At 66.6% G+C, this 26,656-nt stretch carries 29 protein-coding genes; 23 read left to right on the forward strand and 6 right to left on the reverse strand.

The genetic code is table 11. The annotated features are described in order from the left end of the window. Window positions 1-37 precede the first annotated feature (37 nt). Entirely contained in the window at window positions 38-544 is a 507-nt protein-coding gene (locus DBZ45_RS15135; RefSeq protein WP_111904705.1) for a MarR family winged helix-turn-helix transcriptional regulator, read from the reverse strand. A gap of 42 nt (window positions 545-586) precedes the next feature. Here DBZ45_RS15135 and DBZ45_RS15140 point away from each other — a divergent pair, with 42 nt between their 5' ends. From DBZ45_RS15140 to dapF, 7 genes are all read left to right on the forward strand, one after another. Continuing rightward, a complete protein-coding gene (locus tag DBZ45_RS15140; RefSeq protein WP_111904706.1) occupies window positions 587-826 on the forward strand; it encodes a DUF3046 domain-containing protein in 240 nt (79 codons plus the stop codon). Between the two features lie 209 nt (window positions 827-1,035). Next, the gene (gene recA, locus DBZ45_RS15145; protein WP_111904707.1) at window positions 1,036-2,088 is read left to right on the forward strand and encodes a recombinase RecA; all 1,053 of its coding nucleotides are present in this window, start codon (window positions 1,036-1,038) and stop codon (window positions 2,086-2,088) included. A gap of 100 nt (window positions 2,089-2,188) precedes the next feature. Beyond that, entirely contained in the window at window positions 2,189-2,704 is a 516-nt protein-coding gene (locus tag DBZ45_RS15150; RefSeq protein ID WP_111904753.1) for a regulatory protein RecX, read from the forward strand. A gap of 55 nt (window positions 2,705-2,759) precedes the next feature. Beyond that, window positions 2,760-4,307 carry a tRNA (N6-isopentenyl adenosine(37)-C2)-methylthiotransferase MiaB gene (miaB, locus tag DBZ45_RS15155; RefSeq protein WP_111904708.1) on the forward strand — a complete coding sequence of 516 codons (1,548 nt, stop codon included), beginning with the start codon at window positions 2,760-2,762 and terminating at the stop codon, window positions 4,305-4,307. 4 nt (window positions 4,308-4,311) lie between these two features. Beyond that, a complete protein-coding gene (miaA, locus tag DBZ45_RS15160; RefSeq protein ID WP_111904709.1) occupies window positions 4,312-5,235 on the forward strand; it encodes a tRNA (adenosine(37)-N6)-dimethylallyltransferase MiaA in 924 nt (307 codons plus the stop codon). Window positions 5,236-5,248: 13 nt separating this feature from the next. Continuing rightward, window positions 5,249-6,220: a DMT family transporter gene (locus tag DBZ45_RS15165; RefSeq protein WP_111904710.1), complete on the forward strand. Its 972-nt coding sequence runs from the start codon at window positions 5,249-5,251 to the stop codon at window positions 6,218-6,220. Next, the gene (gene dapF / locus DBZ45_RS15170) at window positions 6,217-7,173 is read left to right on the forward strand and encodes a diaminopimelate epimerase (protein ID WP_111904711.1); all 957 of its coding nucleotides are present in this window, start codon (window positions 6,217-6,219) and stop codon (window positions 7,171-7,173) included. Before DBZ45_RS15165 ends, dapF begins: the two co-directional genes overlap by 4 nt. On the opposite strand, the gene DBZ45_RS15175 is transcribed toward dapF, so the two are convergent. Beyond that, complete coding sequence (locus tag DBZ45_RS15175) at window positions 7,154-7,768, reverse strand: class I SAM-dependent methyltransferase (protein WP_111904712.1); 615 nt, start codon at window positions 7,766-7,768, stop codon at window positions 7,154-7,156. The genes dapF and DBZ45_RS15175 overlap by 20 nt on opposite strands. A 380-nt stretch (window positions 7,769-8,148) precedes the next feature. Between DBZ45_RS15175 and hflX the strand changes: the two genes are divergently transcribed. Then, a complete protein-coding gene (hflX, locus tag DBZ45_RS15180) occupies window positions 8,149-9,726 on the forward strand; it encodes a GTPase HflX (protein ID WP_111904713.1) in 1,578 nt (525 codons plus the stop codon). Further along, window positions 9,719-11,779, forward strand: coding sequence for an ATP-dependent DNA helicase (locus tag DBZ45_RS15185; protein WP_111904714.1), 2,061 nt, complete (start codon window positions 9,719-9,721; stop codon window positions 11,777-11,779). The genes hflX and DBZ45_RS15185 overlap by 8 nt, the downstream gene beginning before the upstream one ends. A gap of 44 nt (window positions 11,780-11,823) precedes the next feature. Here the strand turns inward: DBZ45_RS15185 and lexA are convergent, their stop codons facing one another. Further along, window positions 11,824-12,570 carry a transcriptional repressor LexA gene (gene lexA / locus DBZ45_RS15190; protein ID WP_111904715.1) on the reverse strand — a complete coding sequence of 249 codons (747 nt, stop codon included), beginning with the start codon at window positions 12,568-12,570 and terminating at the stop codon, window positions 11,824-11,826. Window positions 12,571-12,913: 343 nt separating this feature from the next. Here lexA and DBZ45_RS15195 point away from each other — a divergent pair, with 343 nt between their 5' ends. The 8 genes from DBZ45_RS15195 to DBZ45_RS15225 all read left to right on the forward strand — a co-directional run bounded on the left by DBZ45_RS15195 (window position 12,914) and on the right by DBZ45_RS15225 (window position 19,176). Further along, window positions 12,914-13,300 (forward strand): LysM peptidoglycan-binding domain-containing protein, encoded by a 387-nt coding sequence (locus DBZ45_RS15195; RefSeq protein ID WP_440130525.1) that lies wholly within the window; start codon window positions 12,914-12,916, stop codon window positions 13,298-13,300. Between the two features lie 77 nt (window positions 13,301-13,377). Further along, on the forward strand, window positions 13,378-14,496 hold the full coding sequence (locus tag DBZ45_RS15200; protein ID WP_111904716.1) for a histidinol-phosphate transaminase: 1,119 nt from the start codon (window positions 13,378-13,380) through the stop codon (window positions 14,494-14,496). A 59-nt stretch (window positions 14,497-14,555) separates the two neighbouring features. Continuing rightward, a complete protein-coding gene (gene hisB / locus DBZ45_RS15205; protein WP_111904717.1) occupies window positions 14,556-15,182 on the forward strand; it encodes an imidazoleglycerol-phosphate dehydratase HisB in 627 nt (208 codons plus the stop codon). After that, on the forward strand, window positions 15,179-15,916 hold the full coding sequence (hisH, locus tag DBZ45_RS15210) for an imidazole glycerol phosphate synthase subunit HisH (RefSeq protein ID WP_111904718.1): 738 nt from the start codon (window positions 15,179-15,181) through the stop codon (window positions 15,914-15,916). The genes hisB and hisH overlap by 4 nt, the downstream gene beginning before the upstream one ends. Continuing rightward, on the forward strand, window positions 15,917-16,075 hold the full coding sequence (locus DBZ45_RS22985; RefSeq protein WP_190243150.1) for a hypothetical protein: 159 nt from the start codon (window positions 15,917-15,919) through the stop codon (window positions 16,073-16,075). 75 nt (window positions 16,076-16,150) lie between these two features. After that, window positions 16,151-16,897 carry a bifunctional 1-(5-phosphoribosyl)-5-((5-phosphoribosylamino)methylideneamino)imidazole-4-carboxamide isomerase/phosphoribosylanthranilate isomerase PriA gene (priA, locus tag DBZ45_RS15215; RefSeq protein ID WP_111904719.1) on the forward strand — a complete coding sequence of 249 codons (747 nt, stop codon included), beginning with the start codon at window positions 16,151-16,153 and terminating at the stop codon, window positions 16,895-16,897. 9 nt (window positions 16,898-16,906) lie between these two features. Next, window positions 16,907-17,818: an SseB family protein gene (locus DBZ45_RS15220; RefSeq protein WP_440130523.1), complete on the forward strand. Its 912-nt coding sequence runs from the start codon at window positions 16,907-16,909 to the stop codon at window positions 17,816-17,818. A gap of 59 nt (window positions 17,819-17,877) precedes the next feature. After that, a complete protein-coding gene (locus DBZ45_RS15225; RefSeq protein ID WP_111904756.1) occupies window positions 17,878-19,176 on the forward strand; it encodes an MFS transporter in 1,299 nt (432 codons plus the stop codon). A gap of 123 nt (window positions 19,177-19,299) precedes the next feature. Here the strand turns inward: DBZ45_RS15225 and DBZ45_RS15230 are convergent, their stop codons facing one another. Further along, window positions 19,300-19,686, reverse strand: a complete 387-nt coding sequence (locus tag DBZ45_RS15230) for a DUF1844 domain-containing protein (protein ID WP_003798723.1) — start codon at window positions 19,684-19,686, stop codon at window positions 19,300-19,302. A 382-nt stretch (window positions 19,687-20,068) separates the two neighbouring features. On the opposite strand from DBZ45_RS15230, the gene infC reads away from it, so the two are divergent. The 4 genes from infC (at window position 20,069) to DBZ45_RS15250 (ending at window position 23,004) form a co-directional block, all read left to right on the forward strand. After that, window positions 20,069-21,166 carry a translation initiation factor IF-3 gene (infC, locus tag DBZ45_RS15235; RefSeq protein ID WP_262982864.1) on the forward strand — a complete coding sequence of 366 codons (1,098 nt, stop codon included), beginning with the start codon at window positions 20,069-20,071 and terminating at the stop codon, window positions 21,164-21,166. A 120-nt stretch (window positions 21,167-21,286) separates the two neighbouring features. Next, entirely contained in the window at window positions 21,287-21,481 is a 195-nt protein-coding gene (rpmI, locus tag DBZ45_RS15240) for a 50S ribosomal protein L35 (protein ID WP_009358635.1), read from the forward strand. A gap of 117 nt (window positions 21,482-21,598) precedes the next feature. Continuing rightward, a complete protein-coding gene (gene rplT / locus DBZ45_RS15245) occupies window positions 21,599-22,054 on the forward strand; it encodes a 50S ribosomal protein L20 (protein WP_111904720.1) in 456 nt (151 codons plus the stop codon). A gap of 53 nt (window positions 22,055-22,107) precedes the next feature. After that, on the forward strand, window positions 22,108-23,004 hold the full coding sequence (locus DBZ45_RS15250; RefSeq protein ID WP_111904721.1) for a TrmH family RNA methyltransferase: 897 nt from the start codon (window positions 22,108-22,110) through the stop codon (window positions 23,002-23,004). A gap of 158 nt (window positions 23,005-23,162) precedes the next feature. Here the strand turns inward: DBZ45_RS15250 and DBZ45_RS15255 are convergent, their stop codons facing one another. Beyond that, a complete protein-coding gene (locus tag DBZ45_RS15255; protein ID WP_003798714.1) occupies window positions 23,163-23,438 on the reverse strand; it encodes a GlsB/YeaQ/YmgE family stress response membrane protein in 276 nt (91 codons plus the stop codon). Between the two features lie 263 nt (window positions 23,439-23,701). Here DBZ45_RS15255 and DBZ45_RS15260 point away from each other — a divergent pair, with 263 nt between their 5' ends. Continuing rightward, window positions 23,702-24,655, forward strand: coding sequence for a cation diffusion facilitator family transporter (locus DBZ45_RS15260; protein WP_111904722.1), 954 nt, complete (start codon window positions 23,702-23,704; stop codon window positions 24,653-24,655). An 84-nt stretch (window positions 24,656-24,739) separates the two neighbouring features. Here DBZ45_RS15260 and DBZ45_RS15265 read toward each other — a convergent pair whose 3' ends face one another. After that, entirely contained in the window at window positions 24,740-25,945 is a 1,206-nt protein-coding gene (locus DBZ45_RS15265; RefSeq protein ID WP_111904723.1) for an MFS transporter, read from the reverse strand. Between the two features lie 142 nt (window positions 25,946-26,087). On the opposite strand from DBZ45_RS15265, the gene DBZ45_RS15270 reads away from it, so the two are divergent. Further along, window positions 26,088-26,546, forward strand: a complete 459-nt coding sequence (locus tag DBZ45_RS15270) for a (deoxy)nucleoside triphosphate pyrophosphohydrolase (protein ID WP_111904724.1) — start codon at window positions 26,088-26,090, stop codon at window positions 26,544-26,546. The last annotated feature ends 110 nt before the right edge of the window (window positions 26,547-26,656 follow it).

A 26,656-nucleotide genomic window follows, 5' to 3' on the forward strand; every position in this document is an offset into this window, starting at 1 on the left:
CGGAGGCCTTCGTCATGCCTTGAAATCAAGCCCTAATCTAGACGTCGTCCCGGGGGAATCCGTCACGTTCGTACGTGGCGTTGAGCTTGGCCATGTAGGTGGCCAGTGCGTCGAGGTCCTCCACCGGCCATTCGCCCAGGCGCTCACGGAACACCTGCCGCCGGGCATCCTGCACCTGGTGCATCTTCTCTTCGCCTTCGGCTGTGAGCCGGATCGTTTGCGCCCTGCCGTCCAGCGGGTCGGCTTCCTTGAGCACCAGGCCGATGCTTTCAAGGAATGCGATTTGCCTGCTGACGGACGGCTTGCCGACGCCGATGCTGGATGCAAGTTCGGTGAGGCGGATGGGGCCGCTCTTGCGGATCACGCTAAGCAGTCCATAGGCGGCCGGCTCCATGTCCGGGTGGACCTCGCGCGACAGTTGCTGGGAAATGGACCGGGCCCGTCGCCAGAAAAGACTGATCTGGTGCTCCACATTGGTCAGTGCCCTATCAAGCGTGTCCTCGAAGGGGGCAGTGGTTCCGGGGGCTTCAGCGGGATTGCTCATGGCAACCATTCTAGAGTCAGGGTCCGTGAGAGACTGTATTGGGTGAGGATTAGTGATTTCTGGCGGCTGATGGACGACGAATTCGGGGCCGGCTACTCGCGCGTGCTGGGCGGCTCCCTCGTCCTTGCCGGGGTCGGCGGCCGGACAGCCGACCAGGCCCTCGCCGCGGGCGTCAGTCCCCGCGACATCTGGCTGGCGGTGTGCGACGTGCAGGACGTCCCGGAGGAGCGCCGCCTCGGCCGCGATATCAAGCCGCGACAGCACGGGCCAGACCTGGTCTGAGAAGATCCCGACCCGGCCTGGGAACCTGCTGACACGCCGACAGATTGTTCGAATATCTGTTCGGGTGCGACTATGCTTTTTGCCAGCGGGTTATCCACATACGTGCGCCTGCCCGGCAAGAATGTCAGCGGGTGGCGCTAGCGTCGGTGATGACAGACAAAGGGCCGCAGAGGCCCCTCCAAAGCGAGAAAGCATTAGAGGTGTGAACCATGGCGGCAGCCCCGGATCGTGAAAAAGCGCTTGAAGCAGCGCTCGCGCAGATTGACAAGCAGTTCGGCAAGGGATCGATCATGCGGCTGGGCGACGAAACACGCGCCCCCATCGAGATCATCCCCACCGGCTCCATCGCGCTGGACGTCGCACTGGGAATCGGAGGTCTCCCGCGGGGGCGCGTCGTTGAGATCTATGGTCCGGAATCGTCAGGTAAGACCACCGTAGCCCTCCACGCCGTGGCCAACGCCCAGCGTGCCGGCGGCATCGCCGCCTTCATCGACGCCGAACACGCCCTCGACCCCGAGTACGCCGCCAAGCTCGGCGTGGACACGGACGCCCTGCTGGTCTCCCAGCCGGACACCGGTGAGCAGGCCCTCGAAATCATGGACATGCTGGTGGGCTCCGGCTCACTGGACATCGTGGTCATCGACTCCGTGGCAGCGCTGGTGCCGCGCGCGGAAATTGAAGGCGACATGGGCGACAGCCACGTCGGCCTCCAGGCACGCCTCATGAGTCAGGCCCTGCGAAAGATCACCGGCCGGCTGAGCCAGACCAAGACCACCGCCATTTTCATCAACCAGCTGCGTGAAAAGATTGGTGTGTTCTTCGGTTCCCCGGAAACCACCACCGGTGGTAAGGCGCTGAAGTTCTACGCCTCCGTGCGTATCGACGTCCGCCGCATCCAGACCCTGAAGGAAGGTGCCGATTCCGTCGGCAACCGCACCAAGGCCAAGATCGTCAAAAACAAGATGGCTCCGCCCTTCAAGATCGCGGAATTCGACATCATCTACGGCCAGGGCATCTCCCGCGAGGGCGGCATCATAGACATGGGCGTGGAGCACGGCATCATCAAGAAGTCCGGGTCCTGGTTCACCTACGACGGCGACCAGCTCGGCCAGGGCATGGAGAACTCGCGCCGCTTCCTGCGTGACAACCCGGAACTTGCCGCGGAACTGGAACGGCTCATCAAGGAAAAGCTGGGCGTGGGAGTCAAGCCCGCGGCCGATGCCGAAGCTTCACCGAAGCTGAAGGCCGTTGACGGCTTCTAGCAGGCGCCGGTCCTCTTCGGCCTTCGCCAAGGCCGGAGGGGACCGCGAAGCAGGGCCCGGCCCGGAACCCGATGAGGACCGGGACGCAGATCCGGCATCGGTGGCGCGCGCCATCGTGCTGCGCCAGCTGACCGCATCGCCCAAGAGCCGGCTGCAGCTTGAACGCAAGCTGGCCGAGCGCAACGTGCCGGAGGACATCGCCGCGGCTGTGCTGGACCGCTTTGAAGAGGTCCGGCTCGTTGACGACGCCGAATTCGCGGACATGTGGGTGCGGAGCAGGTCGCAATCGCGCAGGCTGGCCAGGGGGGCCCTGCGCCGGGAGCTCGCGGACAAGGGCATTGACCCTGACACGGCGGCCTCGGCTCTGGAGCAGGTCAGCGACGAAGATGAGGAAGCCGCTGCCCGCCACCTCGTGGAGCGCAAGCTTCGGCCGGGAACGGACCTGACTGACCGGGCGGAACGCGACAAGACCACGCGGCGGCTCGCGTCCATGCTCGCCCGCAAGGGGTACCAGCCCTCGCAGGCTTTCCGGATCGTGGGGGAGGTCCTGGACGCTGCAGCCGGCGGCGCCGCGTCCCGCGAGGACACCTACGCGGCCGCCGAGTCCTGGGAATGATCGAACGCCGGGAGTGAACGCGGCCGGTACTCTTGGCAGCCGGTACCCTTAATGGGTGAGTCTGACCTACCCTTCCCCCGCACCGGGCACCGAAAACGCAACCGGCGGCGCCGTTGTGCCCCGCACCTACCAGGTGCGCACCTTCGGCTGCCAAATGAACGTTCACGACTCCGAGCGCATGGCGGGCATGCTGGAGGCTGCCGGCTATGTACCGGCAAACGGCGCCCAAGCCGACGTCGTCGTCTTCAATACCTGCGCGGTACGGGAAAACGCGGACAACAAGCTCTACGGCAACTTGGGTCAGCTGGCGCCGATCAAGGCAGCCAACCCGGGGATGCAGATCGCCGTAGGCGGCTGCCTCGCCCAGAAGGACCGCGAAACCATCCTGAAGAAGGCGCCCTGGGTCGACGCCGTCTTCGGCACGCACAATGTCGGCGCCTTGCCTGCCCTCCTGGACCGGGCGCGCCACAACAACGAGGCGCAGCTGGAAATCCTTGAGTCGCTGGACGTCTTCCCGTCCACGCTGCCCACCAAGCGCGACTCTGTCTATTCGGGTTGGGTGTCCATTTCGGTCGGCTGCAACAACACCTGCACCTTCTGCATCGTCCCTGCCTTGCGCGGTAAGGAAAAGGACCGCCGGCCGGGGGAGATCCTTGCCGAGGTCCAGGCCCTGGTGGACGACGGCGCCATCGAAGTGACGCTCCTCGGCCAGAACGTAAACTCCTACGGGGTGGAGTTCGGCGACCGCCAGGCCTTCTCCAAGCTGCTGCGCGCCTGTGGCGAGATCCCGGGCCTCGAACGCGTGCGCTTCACGAGCCCCCACCCGGCTGCGTTCACCGATGACGTCATTGACGCCATGGCCGAGACGCCCAACGTCATGCCGCAGCTGCACATGCCGCTCCAGTCGGGATCGGACAAGGTCCTGCGTGACATGAAGCGTTCTTACCGGTCGGCGAAGTTCCTCGGGATCCTGGACAAGGTCCGCGCCAAGATGCCGCATGCGGCGATCTCCACGGACATCATCGTTGGTTTCCCGGGAGAGACGGAGGAGGATTTCCAGGCGACGCTGGACGTCGTCGAAAAGTCACGCTTCGCCACGGCCTTCACCTTCCAGTACTCCAAGCGGCCCGGCACGCCAGCCGCGGATCTGCCGGATCAGCTGCCCAAGGCGGTGGTGCAGGAACGCTTCGAGCGCCTCACCGCGCTCCAGGACCGCATTGCCGCGGAAGAGAACGCCAAGCAGCTGGGACGCCGCGTCGAGGTCATGGTCACCGCCCAGTCCGGCCGCAAGTCCGAGGAAACGCACCGCCTCTCTGGCCGTTCGCAGGACCAGCGCCTGGTCCACTTCACGGTTCCCGAGGGCGCTCCTGCCCCGCGTCCTGGAGACCTGGTAACAGTCACCATTACGGAGGCGGCCGCCTTCCACCTGGTCGCCGATCCTGCGTCCGCAGCCGACTACTCCCTGCGCCCGTCCCGTGCCGGGGATGCCTGGGACAGGGCGCAGGCCGATTCCTGCGGTGTGCCGGCCCCTGGCGCGGCGGGTGCAGCGGGCAAGACCGGCGTGTCGCTCGGCATGCCTTCGCTACCCGTGCGGAGCCGCTGACCCAGTGGCGGGCCAACCCCCCGTCATAGCGGTTGTCGGTCCCACCGGTTCGGGCAAGTCCGACCTCGCCGTTGATCTTGCCCTGGCCCTCGACGGCGAGGTTATCAACGCCGACGCCATGCAGTTCTACCGCGGCATGGACATCGGCACCGCCAAGGTCACCGAGGCTGAACAACGGGGCGTCCGGCATCACCTGCTGGACATTCTGGACGTGACGCAGGAAGCGTCGGTGTCCGACTTCCAGCAGCAGGCAAGGGATGCCGTCGCCGACATCCACCGCCGCGGCAAGCGCGCCATCCTGGCCGGCGGGTCGGGCCTGTATGTTCGCGCCGCCCTCGACGTGCTGGACTTCCCGGGAACTGATCCGGAAATCCGCACCCGGCTGGAACAGGAGAACGCCGAGGCAGGGACTGCGGTGCTGCTGGACCGCCTCCGGGCGGTAGATCCCGTCTCCGCAGGGCGCCTCGGCGACGCCCGCCGCATTATCCGAGCGCTGGAGGTGTTCGAACTGACGGGGCGCCCGTTCAGCTCGTTCATGCCAACCCGCGAGTACAACCAGCCAGCCCTCCAGATCGGACTGGAGGTTGACCGTGAGCAGCTGCGCGACCGGCTCGCCGCCCGCGTGCACCGGATGGTGGAGCGGGGGCTGCTGGCCGAAGTCGAACGGCTGGACGCCCAGGGCCTTCGCCGCGGCAAGACCGCACCCCGTGCACTGGGCTACGCCCAGTTCCTCAAGGTGCTCGACGGCGAAGCGAATGTAGCGCAGGCAGCCGAAGAAACCATGGTGGCCACCAGGCAGTTCGCCCGCCGGCAGCTGACGTGGTTCCGGGCCGACCCCCGCATCAGCTGGCTGGACTGGCAGGATCCTCAGCTCGCCGCCAAGGCAGCCCGGCTCTGCCGCCGAGCCAATCCGGCACCAACGCACTGAAAGAAAGACCCGTATGACCCTCGCAGTTACCACCACGCCAAAGCACTCCTCGCGGCGATCCCTCATCGTCGCCGTCGCCTCGCTGCTGGGAGCGACGCTGTTCTGGGCCGGCAACTACGTTGTCGGAGCCGGTGCGGTGGCGAGCATCGATCCCCTCAGCCTGGTGCTGCTGCGCTGGTCCCTCGCCCTGGTTCCGCTGCTGGCCATCGCCCAACTGGTGGAGCGTCCGCGATGGCGGCAGGTGCTGGCCGCCTGGCCGTGGCTGATCGCCCTGAGCGTGTTCGGACTGCTGGGCTACAACCTGCTTTTGTACACGGCTCTCGAGCACACGGATGCGTTCAGTGCTTCCCTCATCAATGCGTTCAACCCGGCGCTCATAACCCTGGCCGCTGCCGCCTTCCTGCGCGAACGGCTGACTCGCCGGGCAGTTGGCGGTGTCCTGATCGCACTTGTCGGGGTGCTGCTTGTCCTCAGCAACGGCGACCTGGGCAAGCTGCTGCAGGCCGGGTTCGGGACGGGTGAGCTCTTCATGCTCGGAGCCATTGCGGCGTGGTCCGCCTATACGATCACCGGGCGCCTGGCTCCGCCGCTGCCCCCGATAACCGCCACGGCCATCCAGGCCGCGGTCACCATCGTTGTGCTCGCACCGGTCAGCCTCGCTGCCGGCGGTCCGGCGCTGCCGTCCACGCAGGGTGCCATCGTTTCCCTGGCCTTCATCGCGCTCTTCCCGTCAGTGCTGTCCTACCTGCTCTGGAACCGCGCCCTGACAGTCATCCCGGCCGGGAACGCCGGAGTGTTCCTTAACCTCATCACCGTCTTCACCGCCCTGTTCACCATCCTCTCCGGCCGTCCCTACACCTTCGCGCAAATAGCAGGCGGCGTGATTGTGGTCGCCGGCATCCTCCTGACCAGCACCCGCGGCCGGCGAGGCAGATCCACAGCGTTTTTCTGGCGCCACCGGCGGACGGGTAACCTTGAACCATGAATGAAACCCTTGCCGAAACAGCCCGGCCCGCCGCCCCCACCGGGGGCTCGACACTGAGCGGACTGCGGTTCTCCAAGGGCCACGGAACAGGCAACGACTTTGTCCTGGTCGCCGATCCCGAGGGCGTGCACGCGATCTCCGCGGAGCAGGTCGCCCAGCTGTGCGACCGCCACCGCGGCATCGGCGGCGACGGACTCATCCGCGCCGTCCCGTCCCGTCTCCTTGACGAGGGCCGGCAGATTCTTGCCGAGAACCCCGACGCCGAGTGGTTCATGGATTACCGCAACGGTGACGGTTCCCTCTCAGAGATGTGCGGCAACGGCGTGCGCGTGTTCGTCCACTTCCTCCTGGCCGAAGGCCTGGCTCAGCTGCCGGCCGGAGGCTCACTGACCATCGGCACCCGCGGCGGCGTCAAGACCATTGTCCGCACACGTGACGGCTACGCCGTCGACATGGGCCCCTGGGAGTTCATTTTCCCGGACGAGGCAGCGGCCCGCGCCATGGATTCTCTCGTCAGCGCCGAGGGACTCGAGGTGCCGCGGCCGGCGCTGTCCGTCAGCATGGGTAACCCCCACACGGTCGTTGCCCTGGCCGAGCTGTCCGAACTCCGGGACACCCGGCTTTTTACCGCCCCGCACGTCGACCCGGCGCCCGCCAATGGAACGAACGTCGAGTTCGTCGTCCCGGCCGAGCCGCTGGTGCACGAGGGCGTGGGCACCGTGACCATGCGGGTCCACGAGCGTGGCGTCGGCGAGACGCAGTCCTGCGGCACCGGCGCGTGCGCCGCAGCAGTGGCCATCCGTCACTGGGCCGGACAGGGCGCGCCGGACGCCTGGCAGGTGAAGGTGCCGGGCGGCGTCGTGGGCGTGAAGTTCTTCACCGTCGCCGGCGGCCGGGAGCATGTTGAGCTCAGCGGCCCGGCAACGATCGTTGCTACTGGGACGCTTTCCTGACCCGCAGGATCCTGAAGGATTTGGACGTGCTCTCCCGCGTCACCGTGAAGGAGTCATCCAGTACCTCCGCCATCCAGCGCTGAAGCGTATCCGAGCCCAGGTTCTTCTGCACCACCAGCCACGCCGAACCGCCCGGTGCCAGCCTGGGCAGCCAGAGCAGCAGGAGTGAGTGGAGTTCATCCTTGCCAATCCGGATCGGCGGATTGGACCAGATGGTGTCGAAGCGGATCTCCGGATCCACGTTCTCCGGCGTGCTGGCCGTGACATTGTTCAGCCCAAGCAGTCCGGCGTTCCCGTTGGTGAGCGCGATGCATCGTTCATTGACGTCCACGGCGTAGACCTGAGCGTGCGGTGCCCGCAGCGCCATGGTCAGGGCGACGGGTCCCCACCCGCAGCCGATGTCGAGCAGGTTTCCCTGCGGCGCAGGCGCGGGAACCTCGGCCAGCAGGATGGCCGTCCCCTTGTCGATCCCGTCCGGACTGAAGATGCCGGACGAGGTCTGCAGCTTCCGCGTTTCACCGGCCAGTTCCACAGTGAGGGGCTTGCGGGTAAACGGCCCCGCCGGTGATGCGCTGAAATAGTGGGCAGATTCCATAACTGGCCAGATTAGTGGGCTGCCCGCCTGATGGGAAACCGGCTGACGGGAAAGCCGGCCGGCCGTTCTGGTATCATTGAAGGCATGTTCCTGATTTTTGAGTAGCCGGTACTTCTTTTTGCCCGCGGCCTTTAGTCGCCGGCACCGGCCCATGGCTCCCCTCCAATGCGACGCAGGTATTGCCCTTTGCAGGCACAAACCTTCCGCAGGAGCGCAGCCCGAAACAGCACTCAATCAGACCGCTTTCCGCCGGCCATGCCCGCGCCTGCCGGCATTTCAGGAGACCCTCCATGACCCCTCGCAGTCAGCCCAGCGCGAATACCGCTGCCAAGGGCGGCAATCAGCACTATTCTGAAGATGCAGAACCTTCAAAGGAGACCATGACCAATCAGCAAAATCCCGGATCCGAGCCGGCAGCCCAGGACATGAGTCCTGAGGAGATCCAGGCTGTTATCGACCGGATCCTCGCCAAGGACGTCCCGGCCAAGAACGCCGCACCTGCCAACGGCAGCCGCGCCGACAGCCAGGGCGTCTTGGGTAAGGCGCAGGCCATCTCGCAGCTCGCGGAAGAGCACAGCACGTACGACGGCGACCAGCAGGACCTCGAGGAACGTCGTGCACTGCGACGCACGGCCGGGCTGTCCACCGAACTCGAGGACGTCACCGAAGTCGAATACCGGCAGTTGCGCCTGGAACGCGTCGTTCTCACCGGGCTCTGGACCGAGGGCACGCTTGCCGACGCCGAGAATTCCCTGCGTGAACTCGCTGCCCTGGCGGAAACCGCGGGCTCGGAAGTCCTCGACGGACTGGTCCAGCGGCGCGCCAAGCCGGACCCCGGCACCTTCCTCGGTTCCGGCAAGGCCTTGGAACTCAAAGACGTGGTGATGTCCACCGGCGCCGATACCGTCGTGGTGGACGCCGAACTCGCTCCCTCCCAGAGACGCGGCCTTGAAGACATCGTCAAGGTGAAGGTCATCGACCGCACGGCCCTCATCCTCGACATCTTCGCCCAGCACGCCAAGAGCCGCGAAGGTAAGGCCCAGGTGGAGCTGGCGCAGCTCGAATACCTCCTCCCGCGCCTCCGTGGCTGGGGTGAATCCATGTCCCGCCAGGCCGGTGGCCAGGTGGGGGGCGCCGGCGCCGGCATGGGCTCCCGTGGGCCCGGTGAAACCAAGATCGAACTGGACCGGCGAAGGATCCGCACCCGGATGGCCAAGCTGCGGCGCGAGATCGCCGCGATGAAGCCTGCACGGGAGACCAAACGGGCCAACCGCCGTCGTAATGAAGTCCCGTCCGTGGCCATCGCCGGATACACCAACGCCGGCAAGTCCTCGCTGCTGAACCGCCTCACGGACGCCGGGGTCCTAGTGGAGAACGCCCTGTTCGCCACCCTGGATCCCACCGTCCGCAAGGCAGAGACCGCCGACGGAATGGGGTACACGCTGGCCGACACCGTGGGCTTCGTCCGGTCCCTTCCCACCCAGTTGGTGGAGGCCTTCCGTTCCACCCTTGAGGAAGTGGCGGATGCAGACCTGATCCTGCACGTCGTGGACGTGTCGCACCCGGACCCAGAGGGCCAGATCGCCGCCGTGCGGTCGGTGTTCGCCGAGGTGGACGCCCGCAAGGTGCCCGAGATCATCGTCCTGAACAAGGCCGACGCCGCCGACCCGTTTGTGGTGGAACGGCTGAAGCAGCGCGAACCACGGCACGTGGTGGTTTCGGCGCGTACGGGGGAGGGCATTGCCGAGCTTCTCGAGGCGATCAGCGAAGCCATCCCGCGGCCTAGCGTCAAGATGCAGCTCCTCGTGCCGTACCACCGCGGGGATCTCATCAGCAAGCTGCACGACTCCGACGCGGAGATCCTGAGCCTGGATCACGAAGAGGGCGGTACCCGCGCGGTGGTCATGGTCCGGGAAGGCCTCGCGGCTGAACTGGAATCCTTCAGCACCGATGACTGACGGGGCGGCAGCCGCCGGCGCCGCGGCCACGGCCGGCGAGCAGCTTGTACTTGACCTGCTCGACCGTGCCGTGGCTGGCATGGGCGGCCAAAGCCGCAGCGGCCAGCACGAGATGGCCCGGCAGGTGGCGCGCGCGATAGAAACCGGTGACCACCTGCTGGTGCAGGCCGGCACGGGAACCGGCAAGTCACTGGCCTACCTGGTCCCGCTCATCGCGCACTCGCTGGAGAGCAATAAGCCGACCCTCGTCTCCACCGCCACCCTCGCCTTGCAGACCCAGATCGTGGGCCGTGACCTCCCGCGGCTGCTGGAGAGCCTCAAACCGGCACTCGACCGGCCCGTGAAGGTGGCACTGGTCAAGGGCCGCGCTAACTACGTCTGCAGGCACAAGCTGGAAGGCGGCTTTCCCTCCGAGGAACCCTCGGAGGGCCAGCTCTTCTCGCTGGGCGAGGACACCAGCGTCCCGCACTTCGCCGCGGCGATGGGCGGCCCCTCGTCGCAGCTCGGCAAGGAGGTGGTCAGGCTCCGGGAATGGGCGGAGCAGACCACCACGGGTGACCGGGACGAGCTCCTTCCCGGCGTCACGGACCGGGCCTGGCGGCAGGTGTCCGTCACATCCATGGAATGCCTCGGCGCGCAGAAATGCCCCCTCGCCGAAGAGTGCTTCAGCGAACTTGCCCGCCATAACGCCACCGAGGCCGACGTCGTGGTGACCAACCACGCCATGCTGGCTGTCAGCGCCTTCGAGGGCCTGGCGGTGCTGCCGGAGTACGACGTTGTGGTGGTGGACGAGGCCCACGAACTCCAGGACCGGGTGACCGGCGCGGTTTCGGGGCAGCTGTCGGTGGCCATGGTCCATGCCGCGGCGTCCGGCGCCCGCAAGCACACCGGGATCACTGTTGACGCGCTCAACACAGCGGCAGCCAACCTCGAGGTGGCTCTTGCGGGCGTTCCCAGCGGCTTGCTGCCCAACGGCCTGAACGACGAGCAGTTGGATTGCGTGGACCAGCTTCGTGAGGCCTGCCGGGCGGCGCTGTCGGACTCCAAGGGGGACAGCAATACAACGGCCGACGGCGGGCGGCAGCTCGCGCGCTCCCGCCTGCTGGTGATTTTGGAGCTTTGTGAACGTTTGATTGCTGCGCGCGAAAACCGCGAGGTGGTCTGGTTCTCCCGGAACAGCACGTTTGATCCCCAGCAGGGATACTCGGCCCCGGACGAGACTGCCCCGGCTCTGGTCAACATTGCCCCGCTGAGCGTCGCTGGCAGGCTCCGGGAAGGCCTGTTCGCCGGCCATACTGTGGTGCTGACGTCAGCCACACTGGCCATCGGCTCTGCCTTCGAACCGGCCGCGGGCGGGCTGGGCCTGGTGGGGGACGGTGCACCGAGCTGGACCGGCGTCGACGTGGGGTCCCCCTTCGACTACCCCCGGCAGGGCATCCTTTACGTGGCAGGGCACCTGCCGAAACCGGGCCGCGGCACTTCGCCTGAGGCGCTGGACGAACTCGAGTCCCTCATCCGCGCCTCCGGCGGGGGAGCGCTCTGCCTGTTCTCCTCGCGGCGGGCCGCCGAGGAAGCGGCGGACGCCCTGCGCACGCGACTGGATGTCAGCATTCTCTGCCAGGGCGAATCCACCATGACGGCACTGGTGAAGCAGTTCGCCGACGAGCCTGATACTTGCCTGTTCGGCACGATGTCACTCTGGCAGGGCGTCGACGTGCCGGGCGGATCATGCCGCCTGGTGGTCATTGACAGGATCCCCTTCCCGCGCCCGGACGACCCACTCATGACCGCGCGGTCCCGCGCCGTTGCCCAGGCTGGCGGCAACGGTTTCATGTCTGTGTCCGCCACGCATGCGGCCATCAGGCTGGCCCAGGGGGCCGGACGGCTCATCCGGTCCACGAATGACAAGGGCGTGGTGGCGGTGCTGGATTCCCGGCTGTCCACGGAACGCTATGGCGGGTTCCTGCGGGCCGCCCTGCCGCCGTTCTGGCCGACGACCGACAAGAAGACCGCGGTCGCAGCACTCGAACGGCTCGCCGGGGCACAGGCGTAAAGAAGCCCCGGGCTATAACAGCCCGGGGCTGAAGGTTGCAGCGGCTACAGCGAGCGGAGTACGGAAACCACCTTGCCCATGACAACGGCGTGGTCGCCAAGGATGGGCTCGTACTGCGTGTTCTGCGGAAGCAGCCACGTGTGGCCGTCCCGCTGCCGGAAGGTCTTGACCGTGGCTTCGTCGTCGAGCAGCGCCGCGACGATGTCGCCGTTGACCGCGTCGCTTTGCCGCCGGACCACCACCCAGTCTCCGTCGCAGATGGCGGCGTCCACCATGGAGTCGCCGGCGACCTTGAGCATGAACAGTTCGCCGTGGCCCACCAGCTGGCGTGGCAAGGGCATCAGGTCCTCCACCATCTGGTCCGCGAGGATGGGGCCGCCGGCGGCGATGCGGCCGACCAGCGGCACCATTGCGGTGTCCATCGCGCTGGGCAGTTCGGACACGGACGCGCCTGCGGTGCTCAGGGCGGGGGCCTTGTCCGCGCCAGCTGTTTTTGCCGTCCCTGCATCCAGGGTGAGCGGCATCAGGACCTCCATGGCGCGCGGCCGCTTGGGGTCGCGCCGGAGGTAGCCAAGCTTTTCCAGCTGCGAGAGCTGGTGGGTCACGCTGGACAGGCTGGCCAGGCCGACGGTGTCGCCGATTTCCCGCATCGATGGCGGGTAGCCGTTGTCATTGACCGAGCGCTGGATGGTTTCCAGGATCTTTTTCTGCCGGACGGTCAGTCCCTTCGGGGTCCGCTGAGACCGCGGGCTGCGCTGGGGAGCCTTGCCGTCAGAGGCTTGTGCTGCCATGTTCGCCAACGCCTTTCCGTTCCTCCCGGCCGCGGTAGCTGCAGTGGCCGGGAACTTCCGGCCTGAAAATGTCAGACCCTGCTGATCAACTGCAGATGTGGTTGTTCTGTGATTTCCAACGTAGGCCAGCCATAGTGCTTTTTCAAACATTTGTTCTAGCGAGTCTCGACTTAATTCGTCGATAGGTGCTAAAACTAGAAAAAGCAAAGTTCGAACATGTGTTCTAGTGCGGGCCGCTTGGCAGTCCGGTGTTCGAACTGTTTATTCGAATACGAGGCAGCACAACTGGTCCAGGAGGGCTCACGCCATGTCAGCGTCAACAGCAGCATCAACTTCAACGGCAATGTCCCTTTCGACGGCGGCACCCCGTTCGACGGCAGCGTCCCGCTCATCGGCCGTGTCCCGGCCGGGGAAGCCGCCGCGGCTTCGTCTCACCCGACGTGGCCGCATTGTCCTGATCGGCCTGCCGCTTGTTCTGCTGGCCGCCGTTATCCTGTCCCTGACCGGGCTCCTGAACTCCCCGGCCAAGGCGGCAGACAATGCCAGTGGTCTGACGGTCACGCCCACGGTTTCGGTCACGGTGCAGCCCGGCGAATCACTGTGGGCCATCGCTGGGCAGGTTGACCCGGACCGCGATCCGCGGGATGTGATTGCGGACATTGTCCAGCTCAATGATCTCCAGGCCGGGAAAGTCATGCCCGGTCAGCAGCTGTTTGTGCCCACCAAATAGGGTGGCGGCGTGCGGTTTCCGGAGGCCGGAACCGTCACAGTTTCCGGCCAGCCCTCCGGGTTACTTAAACTGTTCTAGTGACTGACCAGCTTGAGCGACTCAACCGACTGCCCCTGCGGACCAACCTGAGGGGGCTGTCCCCCTACGGCGCCCCGCAGCTTGATGTTCCGATCCTGCTCAACGTCAACGAGAACACGCATGGCGTGCCGGCCGACGTGCGTGCGGCCATCACGGCGGCCGTAACCGAGGCCGCCGCTGGCCTCAACCGGTACCCCGACCGCGAATTCACCGAACTCCGGGAAGCCTTGGCCGAATACCTCGGCCATGGGCTCAGCGCGGACAATCTCTGGGCAGCCAACGGCTCCAACGAGGTCCTGCAGCAGATCCTCCAGGCCTTCGGCGGCCCGGGCCGTTCGCTGCTGAGCTTCCCTCCGACCTACTCCATGTACCCATTGCTGGCCAGCGGCACGGACACCGCCTACATCGCCGGCAAGCGCGCCGACGACTACGGCCTCAGCGCCGAGTCCGCCGCAAGCCAGGTGCGCGACCTCCAGCCCAGCATCGTCTTCCTGTGCTCACCCAACAACCCCACCGGCACCGGCCTGGGCCTGGATGTGGTGGAAGCCGTATACGAGGCGGGCGAGGCCAGCCAGGCGGTCGTCGTGGTGGATGAGGCCTACCACGAGTTTGCGCACGACGGCACGCCCAGCGCCCTCACCCTGCTGCCCGGCCGGGAGCGGCTCATCGTCTCCCGGACCATGAGCAAGGCGTTCGCTCTTGCCGGCGCCCGCCTAGGCTACATGGCTGCCGCCCCGGAGGTGACTGACGCCCTCCGGTTAGTGCGCCTGCCCTACCACCTGTCGGCCGTCACGCAGGCTACCGCCCTCGCAGCGCTGCAGCACCGCGAAGCGCTCATGGCCGATGTCCAGGACATCAAGCGGCAGCGTGACCGGATCGTCGCGGAACTGACGCGCATGGGGCTGCGGCCTGCTGCGTCCGATTCCAACTACGTCTTCTTCGGCGGGCTGGAGAACCCCCATGACGTCTGGCAGGGACTGCTGGATGCAGGGGTGCTTGTCCGCGACGTCGGCATCGCCGGCCACCTGAGGGTCACGGCCGGTACTGAGACGGAAACCACAGCCTTCCTGGAAGCGCTGGAAAGCATCCTGGCCCGGCAGGCCGCACTTCCGGCCTAAACTTGGATATGGACCAGGTCAGGTCCGCCCCCATCCTTCGTCAAAGGACATCTATCACCATGAGCGACACCGGAATCAAGGCTGCCGAGGCCCGGACTGCACGCATGGAGCGTGCCACCAGCGAATCTTCCGTGCTGGTGGAGATCAACCTCGACGGCACCGGAGTGTCGGATATCAGCACGTCGGTCCCGTTCTACGACCACATGCTGACGGCGCTGTGCAAGCACTCACTCATCGACATGACCGTCAAGGCCACAGGCGACACCCACATTGACGTCCACCACACCGTCGAGGACGTTGCCATCACGTTCGGCGAGGTCCTGCGCACCGCGCTGGGCAACAAGGCGGGCATCCGCCGCTTCGGCGAGGCCACCGTGCCCCTGGACGAGGCCCTCGCGCACGCCGTCGTCGACGTGTCCGGCCGGCCCTACCTGGTCCACGGCGGCGAGCCAGCCGGGCAGGAGTACCACCTGATCGGCGGCCACTTTACGGGTTCGCTTACCCGGCACGTATTCGAGGCCATCACGCTGCACGCCGGCATCTGCCTGCACATGAACCTCATCGCCGGCCGCGACCCGCACCACATCGTGGAAGCCCAGTTCAAGGCCTTCGCCAGGGCCCTCCGCGCAGCCGTCGAGCCGGATCCCCGCGTCGAGGGCATTCCGTCCACCAAGGGAGCACTATGACCGGCAAAGTACTGCACGAGGGTGCGATCCTCGACCCGTCGGCCACGCTGAAGCCGGCATCCCCGGAGGGCAAACCCACCGTCACCGTCCTGGACTACGGCTCCGGCAACGTCCGTTCGGCCGTTCGCGCCCTGGAGCGTGCCGGTGCGGAGGTCATTCTGAGCTCCAAGCCCGAGGACGTGCTGAACGCCGACGGGCTGGTCGTTCCCGGCGTCGGCGCCTTCGAAACGGTCATGCGCGAACTCAAGGCCGTTGACGGCATCCGGATGATCGGCCGCCGCGTTGCCGGCGGACGTCCGGTCCTCGGCATCTGCGTCGGCCTGCAGGTGCTCTTCGAAGCCGGCGTCGAACACGGAACCGAAGCCGAAGGCATGGGGGAATGGCCCGGCAAGGTGGAACTCCTCCCGGCCGATGTGGTGCCGCACATGGGGTGGAACACGGTCAAGGTTCCGGAAGGCTCCAGGCTTTTCGACGGCGTCGAGGGCGAGCGGTTCTACTTTGTGCACTCCTACGGCGTCCAGAACTGGGACTTCGACGTGATCCAGCCCCGGATGGCGCCGCCGCTGGTCACGTGGTCCGAGCACGGTGGCCCCTTCATCGCCGCCGTGGAGAACGGCCCGCTCTGCGCCACCCAGTTCCACCCGGAAAAGTCCGGTGACGCCGGCGCGCGTCTGCTGAAAAACTGGGTCGACGGGCTCCGCGCGCCGCACTCCCGGCAGACGGCGGACGCCTAGATGTGGTCCATCCTCCTGATGGGACTGGCCGGTCTCCTGGTGGGCGGCGGCCTGTCCTTCAGACAGCAGCGCAAGCCGCTCTGGATCCAGGTCGGTTTCTACCTGCTGGCCGCCATGTCGCTGCTGGCCGCCTACCTGCTGACCCTTCCCGGCAAATAACCCACCAACCCGCCGTGTGCGCCGCCATAGTAGCGGCCCGCCGGAACCAGCGCCTACAAGAACTGAGGACCCCTGATGACCAGCCAAAACGAGCTGCCGGTACTTGAACTGCTTCCCGCCGTCGACGTCGTGAACGGCCAGGCCGTCCGCCTGGTCCAGGGCGAGGCCGGCAGCGAAACAAGTTACGGAACGCCCCTGGAAGCGGCGCTCAACTGGCAGCAGCAGGGCGCGGAATGGGTCCATCTGGTGGATCTGGACGCTGCCTTCGGACGCGGCTCGAACGCGGACCTGCTGCGCGAAGTGGTGGGCCGGCTGGACATCAAGGTCGAGCTCTCCGGCGGCCTTCGGGACGACGAGTCCCTGGAGAAGGCGCTGGAGCTGGGCGTTGCCCGGGTTAACCTCGGCACCGCCGCCCTGGAGAACCCTGAATGGACGGCACGGGCCATCGACCGCTTCGGTGACCGGATCGCCGTCGGCCTGGACGTCCGGGGAACCACCCTCGCCGGACGCGGCTGGACCAAGGAAGGCGGGGACCTGTGGGACGTTTTGGGCCGCCTCGAGGAGGCCGGCTGCGCCCGCTACGTCGTCACCGACGTGACCAAGGACGGGACGCTGCAGGGGCCGAACGTCGAACTGCTGCGGCAGATGGTGGAGAAGACCGGCAAGCCCGTGGTGGCCTCCGGCGGTATCTCCAGCCTTGACGACCTGAAGGTCCTGCGCTCCCTGGTGCCGCTCGGCGTCGAAGGTGCCATCGTGGGCAAGGCCCTGTACGCCAACGCCTTCACCCTGCCCGAGGCCCTCGACGTCGCCGGACGCCGGTAGGACATCGCAGTGACCGAGCAGCAGAGCAACTCCGCCGACGGCGCCGGACCGGCAGCGGATCTGCCTCCGGCACGCCGGCTGCCCGGTCACATCGAGGCCGCCCTGGCAGGAGCGGGTGGCGCCGCCGATTCGGCCGGCCAGCCCTGGGCCGGGCGCAGCCTCGCCGGTGACGAGGCTAAAATCCACAACTTCGAGGACGACGACGGTGCGGCCGACCCCGGTTACCTCACCGCAGTCTCCGCTCTTGTCGCCGGCGACGGCGACGAGGCCGCGGTGGTTGCCTCGCTGGCCAGTGCCCGCGTCTTTGTCCCCGTCGTGGCCCAGCTGGCGGAGGAAGCCGAGGGCGCGCACGGCGTGCACGCCGACAAGCAGGCGGACATGGCGCTGGTGACGCTCAAGGCTCCCGACGGCCGCCTCGCCATGCCGGTGTTCACTTCGGCGGAAGCGCTGGCGGCGTGGCACGCGGAGGCGCGGCCGGTGGCCGTGTACGCCGCCCGGGCCGCCCTGTCCGCCGTCGCCGAGGGGGCCGAGCTGCTGGTGGTGGATCCCGGGTCGGAAGTGACCTTCGTGGTCCGCCGCCCCGGCGTCTGGGCCCTCGCGCAGCAGCAACAGTGGGTGCCGGCCTACGTGGACAGCGAGCTGGCCGCCGTGCTGCGCGCAGGAGCCGAAGGAAAGCCGGCCATCCGCGGACTCGAGGTCCTTCCCGGCGGGGGAGTCGCCACCACCACGGCCTCGGGCAGCCGCGTCGATGGCGGCGGCGCCGGACCGGAACTGCGGGTGGTGCTCTACCTGGAGGACGGACTCGATGCGTCCGCGGTCCAGGCCCTCGTTGCCGGCCTCCAGGCCGAGTGGAGCCGGAATGTATTGTTTGGTGAGCGCGTTGATTCGATCGAAGTCAAGCTAAGGCGCGCCGCGCAGTAGCCGCCGGCCCGGTGGGGTCCGTTCCGGCGCTGTCCGGCGGCGGAACTGAGGACCCACCTGTGAATTTCAGCCTGTACCGGGAGCTGCTGGCCGTCCGGCCCATCCGCCGGCTCCTGGCGGTCGGCATGATCGCCCGCATTCCCCACTCGGCGGCGGGCGTCCTGCTGACCCTGCACATCGTCCTTACCCTCGGTGAGGGCTACGCGGCCGCGGGGACCGCAGCGGCCGTGATGACCATCGGCATTGCGCTCGGCGCTCCTTGGCGCGGCCGCCGGGTGGATACGGTGGGCCTGCGGACGGCGCTGATACCCTCCGTAATTTCGGAAACTGTCATCTGGTCCATCGTGCCGCACGTCTCCTACCAGTGGCTGCTGCCGCTCGTGTTCGTGGGCGGCCTGCTGACCCTTCCCATCTTCAGTGTGGTGCGGCAGTCCCTGGGAGTCCTGGCGGACGGCGACCAGCGCAGGACCGCCTTCGCCCTGGACGCTGTCAGCACGGAGATGGTGTTCATGATCGGCCCGGCCGCAGGTGCCGTGGTGGCCACGAGCGGCCATTCCGTGCTGGGGCTGACCGCCGTCGGCGTCTCGACATCGCTGGCCGGGCTCTTCCTCATGTGGTTCAACCCGCCCACCCGCAGTGCTGTCCGCAGCGAATCCTGTGAGGCGGACGAACAGGTTGCCGCAGAGGTAGCCGTGGTGGCCGCGGCTCCCGCACATCTGCAGGAGGCTGCCGCTGAACTGGGTCCGGCGGCCGCGGGCAGCAGGCGGCGGGCAGTCCTGAGGCGCAGGGTGGCCCACAGCTTCGGATGGTTCACCGCCGCGGTAGCCGCGGTGTTCGCCGTTGCTGGCGGCGCCGGCATGGTGCTCAGCGGCACCGACGTGGGAATCGTGGCTGCTTTGGAGACCGGCGGCCGCCAGGGCGAGATCGGCGTGGTGTTCCTCTTCTGGTGCGCCGCGTCGGTGGTCGGCGGCCTCGTCTACGGGGCCATGCACCGGCCCGTCTCACCGATCATCCTGCTCCTGGGCATGGCTGCCCTGACCATTCCCATGGGGTTTGCCACCGACACACTGACCCTCAGCCTGCTGTCGCTGCTGCCGGGGCTCCTCTGTGCTCCGGTGCTTTCGGCAGCCTCCGAGAAGGTGGCCGAACTCGTCGACGAGGCCAGGCGGGGCGAGGCCATGGGCTGGTACGGGTCCGCGCTGACCGCCGGCGTGGCGCTGGGGGCTCCGCTGGCCGGACTTTTCATCGACGGCATTGGCGCGCCGGGAGGCTTTGTGTCCGTCGGGGTGGCAGGGGTGCTGCTCTGCGCCGTGGGGCTTGTCCTGCAGCAGCGCCGCCGCCGCGCCGCAACATCCTGACGTCCTCCGGTTCCGCGGCAAAAGGTTGGGTGGAGAGCGCTGCCGGAGCCAGCGGCCCCCGGAAGACAAAACGGCGGCGGGCCGGCCCCGAAGAGCCGGCCCGCCGCCGTCGTGATTCAATGTTTAGTTCACTGCGCCGGTGAACTTCTCGCCGGGACCCTTGCCCGGGGGATCCGGAATAATGGACTCTTCGCGGAAGGCGAGCTGCAGTGACCGCAGGCCGTCACGCAACGGCCCGGCATGCTGTGAACCGATTTCCGGGGCGGCCGCCGTGACCAGGCCGGCGAGGGCGGTGATGAGCTTGCGGGCCTCATCCAGGTCCTTCAGCTCGGCGGCGTTCTCCTCAGCGGCCAGGCCGAGCTTCACTGCTGAGGCGCTCATGAGGTGCACGGCCGCCGTGGTGATGACCTCGATCGCAGGAACTTCGGAGATGTCGCGGATTTGCTGCGTGACGTCGTCCCCGGCGCCGGGCGCCTGGTAGACGTGTGAATTGCTGTCTGGAGTGCTCATACTGGTAAGCTTGTCACAGACCGACTGGATGTCGTTATTTTGCCGTGGATGGACCCACTGCCGCGAATGTGCGGTAAGCGGGCATCTTTATGTAGAATTGATATTCAGTTTGCAAGCGGAGTTCTCTCCCACCCGCGTCAGCCGTTTTCCCGGAAGTTTCAGGGAAGCAAGGTTGCCGGGTAACGGTCGGGCGGTTCACCGGGCAGAAGCCTGGGGAAGTGCGTGCAGTCCCTCGCGGGATGTGCACATCCGATCCTTTGAGGCCTTCGATTGCTCCGGCAATTGGGGGCCTTCTCTATTTTGCCGGTGGAACACCCATCACGAACACAGGAGCTTTAACATTAGCGAGCCAAGAATCAATGAGCGTATCCGCGTCCCTGAGGTGCGGCTGGTCGGCCCTGCCGGCGAACAGGTAGGAATCGTCCGTATTGAGGATGCCCTGCGTCTGGCTGCCGAGTCCGACCTGGATCTCGTTGAAGTTGCACCGCAGGCGAAGCCTCCGGTGTGCAAGCTGATGGACTTCGGCAAGTACAAGTACGAAGCCGCGGTCAAGGCCCGTGAGGCCCGGAAGAACCAGACCAACACGGTCCTGAAGGAAATCCGGTTCCGCCTGAAGATCGACACCCATGACTACGAGACCAAGCGAGGCCACGCCCTCCGCTTCCTCGGAGCCGGGGACAAGGTCAAGGCCATGATCCAGTTCCGTGGCCGTGAGCAGCAGCGTCCCGAAATGGGCCTGCGCCTGCTTCAGCGTTTCGCGGAAGATGTCGGTGAGGTCGGCGTGGTGGAGTCCAGCCCCCGCATCGACGGCCGCAACATGGTCATGGTCATTGGTCCGCTGAAGAACAAGGCGGAAGCCAAGGCCGAAGCACGCCGGGCAACCCAGCGCGCAGAAGCCAAGGCCCAGAATGAAGCCAAGGCAGCAGGCCGCGTGGACACCTCCGGTGACGATCAGGCACCCCTGACGCAGTCGCTTGCCGACCTTCTGCCGGAAGGCTTCCAGGTTTCCACGGAGGCCACTGCGCAGGACGCCCCGGAAGCAGCTGAGGCGGCCGCTCCGGAAGCCACCGTCGACGCACCCTCGGTTCCGGTCGAGGCAGCTCCGGCTGCCGAGGCTCCCGCCGCGGAAGCACCCAAGGTAGCGGAAGCACCCAAGGCTGCCGAAGCGCCCAAGGTTGCCAAGGAGGCTGAGCCGAAGCGCGAAGCGCCCAAGGCCGCAGCACCCAAGGCAGCCCCCGCTGCTCCCCGGGCCGCAGCACCCAAGGCAGCCCCGGCTGCTCCCCGGGCCGCAGCACCGAAGGCGGCAGCGCCTGCTGAGCCGAAGGCTCCCGTAGCTGAGTCGCCTGCTCCGGCAGCGCCGAAGCCCGCGGCTGCCCCGGCAGCGCCCAAGCCGGTGGCCCGGCCCGCAGCGCCGAAGCCTGTTGCACGGCCCGCAGCGCCCCGGCCCACGCCGAAGCCGGCGGGCAAGAAGACCACCTAGTTCGAAACTGCGGAAGGCATCGCCTTCAGGCAGCCAGCAACCAGCATGCCGCCCCCGCAGGGGCGGCTGCACGATAGAACTGCGGACATTGTCCGCGGATACGTAAGGAGATCGGTTCCCATGCCGAAGATGAAGACCCACAGCGGTGCTAAGAAGCGCTTCAAGCTGACCGGCAGCGGCAAGCTGCGCCGCCAGCAGGCCAACCGCCGCCACTACCTCGAGCACAAGTCCTCCAGGCTGACCCGCCGCCTCGCCGGCGACAAGATCGTCTTCAAGGGCGACGCCAAGGTCATCCGGAAGATGCTCGGCATCTAATTTCCAAGCATTCTGACTGACTGCCACCTGGCAGCAGTCAACTATTAATAAGCCTTCTCAGGCCAGCCGGATACCGGCAGTAGTCGCTTGGGATCAGATTTTTGAAGGAGTACGCACGTGGCACGTGTGAAGCGGGCGGTAAACGCCCACAAGAAGCGCCGGGTTATCCTCGAACGCGCCAAAGGTTACCGTGGACAGCGCTCACGCCTGTACCGCAAGGCCAAAGAGCAGCTGCTGCACTCGTTCGTGTACAGCTATGGCGACCGCAAGAAGAAGAAGGGCGACTTCCGCCGCCTGTGGATCCAGCGCATCAACGCTGCATCCCGCGCCAACGGCCTGACCTACAACCGCCTGATCCAGGGCCTGAAGGCCGCTGAGGTCGAGGTTGACCGCCGCATGCTGGCCGAGCTCGCCGTTTCTGACGCCAACGCTTTCGCTGCGCTGGTCCAGGTTGCCAAGGACTCCCTGCCTGCGGACACCTCCGCTCCGGCCGCCAAGGCTGAGGCTGCACCGAAGGCCAAGGCTACCCGCGCACGCGCTGCGAAGAAGCCGGTTGCTGCAGCTGCTGAGTAAGCAGGCAACTCCCAGTTCAAGGACCGGTGGCAACAGCCACTAAGGTTTCTTATATGAACGAAACCGGGCGCCCGCAAGACTTTCCACTCTCCAATCCCCGAGCAGATCGGGTCAGGGACGTGGCAAAGCTTGCAGGGCGCCCGGCGCGTTTAAAGCGCCGGCAGTTCCTGGCCGAAGGCCCGCAGGCAGTACGTGAGGCCCTGGTGCTTCACGGGAAGCGGATCGCTGCGGGCCAGCCGGGCATAGTCCGCGAGGTGTATGCCAGCGAGGCCTGCCTGGACCGGTACCCCGAGTTTGAAGAACTGGCCGTGGAAACCAGTGCCTGGCTCGCCACGGACGACGTACTGGCCGCCATGGCGGACACCGTCACCCCGCAGGGAATCGTTGCGGTGTGCGATTTCGTGGATGTCGCCCTGGCGGACGTGCTCGACGCCGGACCGCGGCTGATTGCCGTGCTCTGCCAGGTCCGCGATCCCGGGAATGCCGGGACGGTGCTTCGTGCTGCGGACGCCGCCGGCGCCGACGCCGTGGTCCTTACCGGTTCCAGCGTGGACATCTACAATCCCAAGGCGGTTCGCTCGACCGCCGGCTCCCTTTTCCACCTTCCTGTGGTCCTCGGCGCCGACGTCAATGAGCTGGCTGCGCTGTGTAAGGAGCGGGGGATCGGCGTGCTGGCAGCGGACGGCTACGGGCAGTTGAACCTTGACCGCTTGCAGGACGAGAACGCCGCACGCCGGCTTGGCGCTTCTGCCGCCGGCTCTGACTACGCCCTCGAAAATCCCACGGCCTGGCTTTTCGGCAACGAAGCCCAGGGGCTCTCCGAGGACGAGCTTGCGCTTGCCGACCATCGGGTCGCGGTACCCGTCTATGGCGCCGCCGAGAGCCTCAATCTCGGAACGGCCGCCACCGTTTGCCTCTATGCCAGTGCGAGGTCCCAGCAGCCCGCCTAGCGCGCTGGGTTTTTGGCCGCATAGGGCCCTCTTAGTCGCGATATCTGCACAAAACGCCACTCGTAGGCAGCTTCGGCAGCCATTCACGAAGGAGCGGGGGCCCACCGTTCGGTGGACCCCCGCTGCTGTCTGTTTTGTCTGTTATGGGCTCGGGCCCGTTATGGTGCCCGGGTGCTGTGGCTGCGGCCGGTGATGGCGCCGTAGATACCTGCGACTACAAGGCCGCCGATGATGGCGAGGATCCAGGTGCCGAGGTCGAAGAACGCCAGGTCACCCTTGCCGAAGAGAAGGCTGCCGATCCAGCCGCCAACGATGGCGCCAACGACGCCCAGAACCAAGCTGGTGACCCAGCCGCCGCCGACCCTGCCGGGCATGACGGCTTTAACGATTGCGCCTACGATCAGGCCGAGAATAATCCAAGCAAGAAATCCCATTGTCTGCTCCTTCATATTCGTCGGGATCGATTCTTATCAGTCCCGATATGGCTTCAAGCTAACACAGCCCGTGATTATTTGTCAGCAGGCTTACTTTTGGCTCTTTTCGTGGCGTGTGAAGCCGTGTCCGGCGCCCGTCCGGCGCCCGTCCGGCGCCCGTCCGGTGCCTGTCCGGGGCCGGACGGGTACCGTATTTACTAGACGGCGGTTCCATGCGCCCTGTCCCATCCGTTGAAATATGCACGTGAAGAGGTGAGGCTCCCTTGTCTGCAAATGGCGGTACCAAGGCGATTGTGGCGGCGCTGGCCGCCAACCTGACCATCGCTGTCCTGAAGTTCGTCGCGTTCCTGCTGACGCGATCCTCCTCGATGCTGGCTGAGGCCATCCACTCAGTCGCGGACTCCGGCAACCAGATCCTGCTGCTGGTCGGCGGAAAACGCGCGCAGCGGGCAGCCAGCCCGGAACACCCCTTTGGCTACGGCCGTGAGCGCTACATTTACGCGTTCATCGTTTCCATCGTGCTCTTCAGCGTCGGTGGCCTGTTCGCCCTGTATGAGGGATGGGAAAAAATTCAGCACCCGCACGCGATTGAAGGTGACTTCTGGTGGGTGCCCCTGGCCGTGCTGGTGGGAGCCATCATCGCCGAGTCGTTCTCGTTCCGGACGGCCATCAGCGAAGCCAACCGCATCCGCGGCAGCCAGGGCTGGATCAGCTTCGTGCGGACGGCCAAGCAGCCCGAGCTTCCGGTGATCCTCCTCGAAGACTTCGGTGCGCTGCTGGGCCTCGTCTTCGCCCTCCTCGGCGTTGGGCTGACGCTGCTGACCGGCGACGGCATCTGGGACGGAATCGGGACCGGGATGATCGGTCTGCTGCTGGTGGCGATTGCCGTGATCCTGGCGATGGAAACCAAATCGCTGCTGCTGGGAGAGTCGGCAACCAAGGACGACGTGGGCCGGATCCGGCATGCCATCGAGGCGGACGGCACCGCCATTATCCACCTCAAGACCCTGCACCTGGGCCCGGAGGAGCTGCTTGTGGCGGCCAAGATCAGCGTGGAGGCGGGTGATTCCGGGCTGGATATTGCCAAGGCCATTGACGACGCCGAAGCCCGCATCCGCTCGGCAGTTCCCATCGCGCGGGTCATCTACCTGGAGCCCGACATCCGCCGCGCCCAGGTGGCCAGCGGGCCCGCCCTTGCGGGTGACCCAGGCGCCTAGCGGCTTGCGCCCTGGACCGCTGGCCCGTGAAATTCTGAGCCGCCGGCCCGGTGCAATTCCCAGCCGCTGGTTCCGTGACTGCCGTTACGGGGCCAGCGGCTTTTTGCGTTCCAGCAGGCCGCTGAACAGGGCCACGATCAGGCCGAGAATGGCCAGAACAGCACCCACCAGGGCGGGCGCAACGTAGCCCCAGCCCCAGGCGATCACCAGGCCGCCCAGGAAGGCGCCCAGAGCGTTGGCGACGTTCAGGGCTGCGTGGTTGAGCGAGGACGCCAGCGACGGCGCATCAGGAGACGCGTCCAGCAGGCGGGTCTGCAGGGCGGGGACGAGCATGGACCCGGCGCCACCCACCACGAACACCATGACGAAGGCCGACCACGGCCAGTGCACGGCCACGGCGTACACCACCAGTGCGACGGCGATTCCCGGCAGGACGCGGTAGATGGTCCCCATCACGGACTTGTCCGCGATCCGGCCACCGACGATGTTGCCGGCCACCATTCCCAGGCCGTACAGGGCCACCACGAACGGCAGCAGGGCGGCGGGGATCCCGGCCACGGAGGTCATGGTGTGGGAGATGTAGGTGTACGTGGCGAAGAACCCGCCAAATCCGACGATGCCGATGAGGATAGCCAGCCAGACCTGCGCCCTTTTGAGCGCGCCCAGCTCCCTGCGGATGCTGGCGTCCGCGTGTGCCCTTTGGAACGGAACGAATTTCCAGATGAGCGCCAGGGTCACCAGTCCCAGCACTCCCACCAGGACAAAGAGCAGCCGCCAGCCAAAGCTCTGGCCGAGCCAGGTGGCGAAGGGAACACCGACCACGTTGGCAACCGTGAGCCCCGCCATGACCATCGAGATGGCCCAGCCCCGCTTGGTCGGCGCCACCAAGGAAGCAGCGATGACCGCGGCCACGCCAAAGAACGCGCCGTGCGGCAGGCCGGCGGCGAACCGGGAGACCAGCATGCTCGCGTAATCGGGAGCCATGAACGAGGAGAGGTTGGCAACGCTGAAGAACAGCATGAGGCCCAGCGCAAGGAACTTGCGGGGCAGTTTCGCTCCGACGGCGGCAAGCACGGGAGCTCCGACGACGACGCCCAGGGCGTAGGCCGAGATGAGGTGGCCGGCCTCGGGAGTGCTGATCCGAAGTCCGACTTCGACCTCCCTGAGCAGTCCCATCATGGCGAACTCGGTGACACCGATGCCGAAGCCGCCCATAGCCAGGGCAAGGATGGCGGGTCCGATCTTCGTGGCGGCCTTCGGCGTGCGGGGAGCCTGGACAGTGGAAGTCATGTGCCTGCTTTTCGAAAGAAGTTGCGGAGTAGGCCTCGTTGCCACAGTTATGTCTGATTTTAACAAGCTTCGCGGCAGTAGTGATATTCCGACCGGGCAGGGGCCGCCTCATGAAAGACCCCTGCCCTCATAGACTGGACCGGTGACTGAACTCATCAGCGTCGTCGGCGGGGCCGTGCTTGACTCCTTGTCCGCTCCCGCGCGGCTACTTGTGGCACGGCGCACAGCGCCGCCGCAGTTTGCCGGCATGTGGGAATTCCCGGGCGGCAAAGTGGAACCGGGCGAGGCCCCCGAGAGTGCACTGCACCGGGAGCTGCGCGAGGAACTCGGCATCGGGGTCGTCCTCGGGGCGGAGCTGGCGGCGCCCGCGCCAGCCGGCTGGCCCCTGAACGACAAGGCCGCGATGCGGGTCTGGTTCGCCGAAGTGGCCGACGGCGACCCGCGGCCGCTCGAAGATCACGATGAACTCCGCTGGGTCAGCATCCGCGAAGGTGATGAAGCTCTCAGCCTGCCCTGGATTCCGGCCGACCTCCCGATTGTCCAGGCGCTGCTCGCCAGCGTCACCTCAGCGAACCGCGCCGACTCCCTCCCCGGAAATTAACACCACGCTTCACTGCTTTCCTTGAGCTGATTGTTCGGATTTGTTGAGGATAGGGGCTGCTGGGCAGATTACATGCTGGACACCCCGCGGTGTCTCACTCCTTGGACGCT

This window comes from Arthrobacter globiformis (genome assembly GCF_003261175.1).
In the GTDB taxonomy this organism is placed as follows: domain Bacteria; phylum Actinomycetota; class Actinomycetes; order Actinomycetales; family Micrococcaceae; genus Arthrobacter; species Arthrobacter globiformis_A.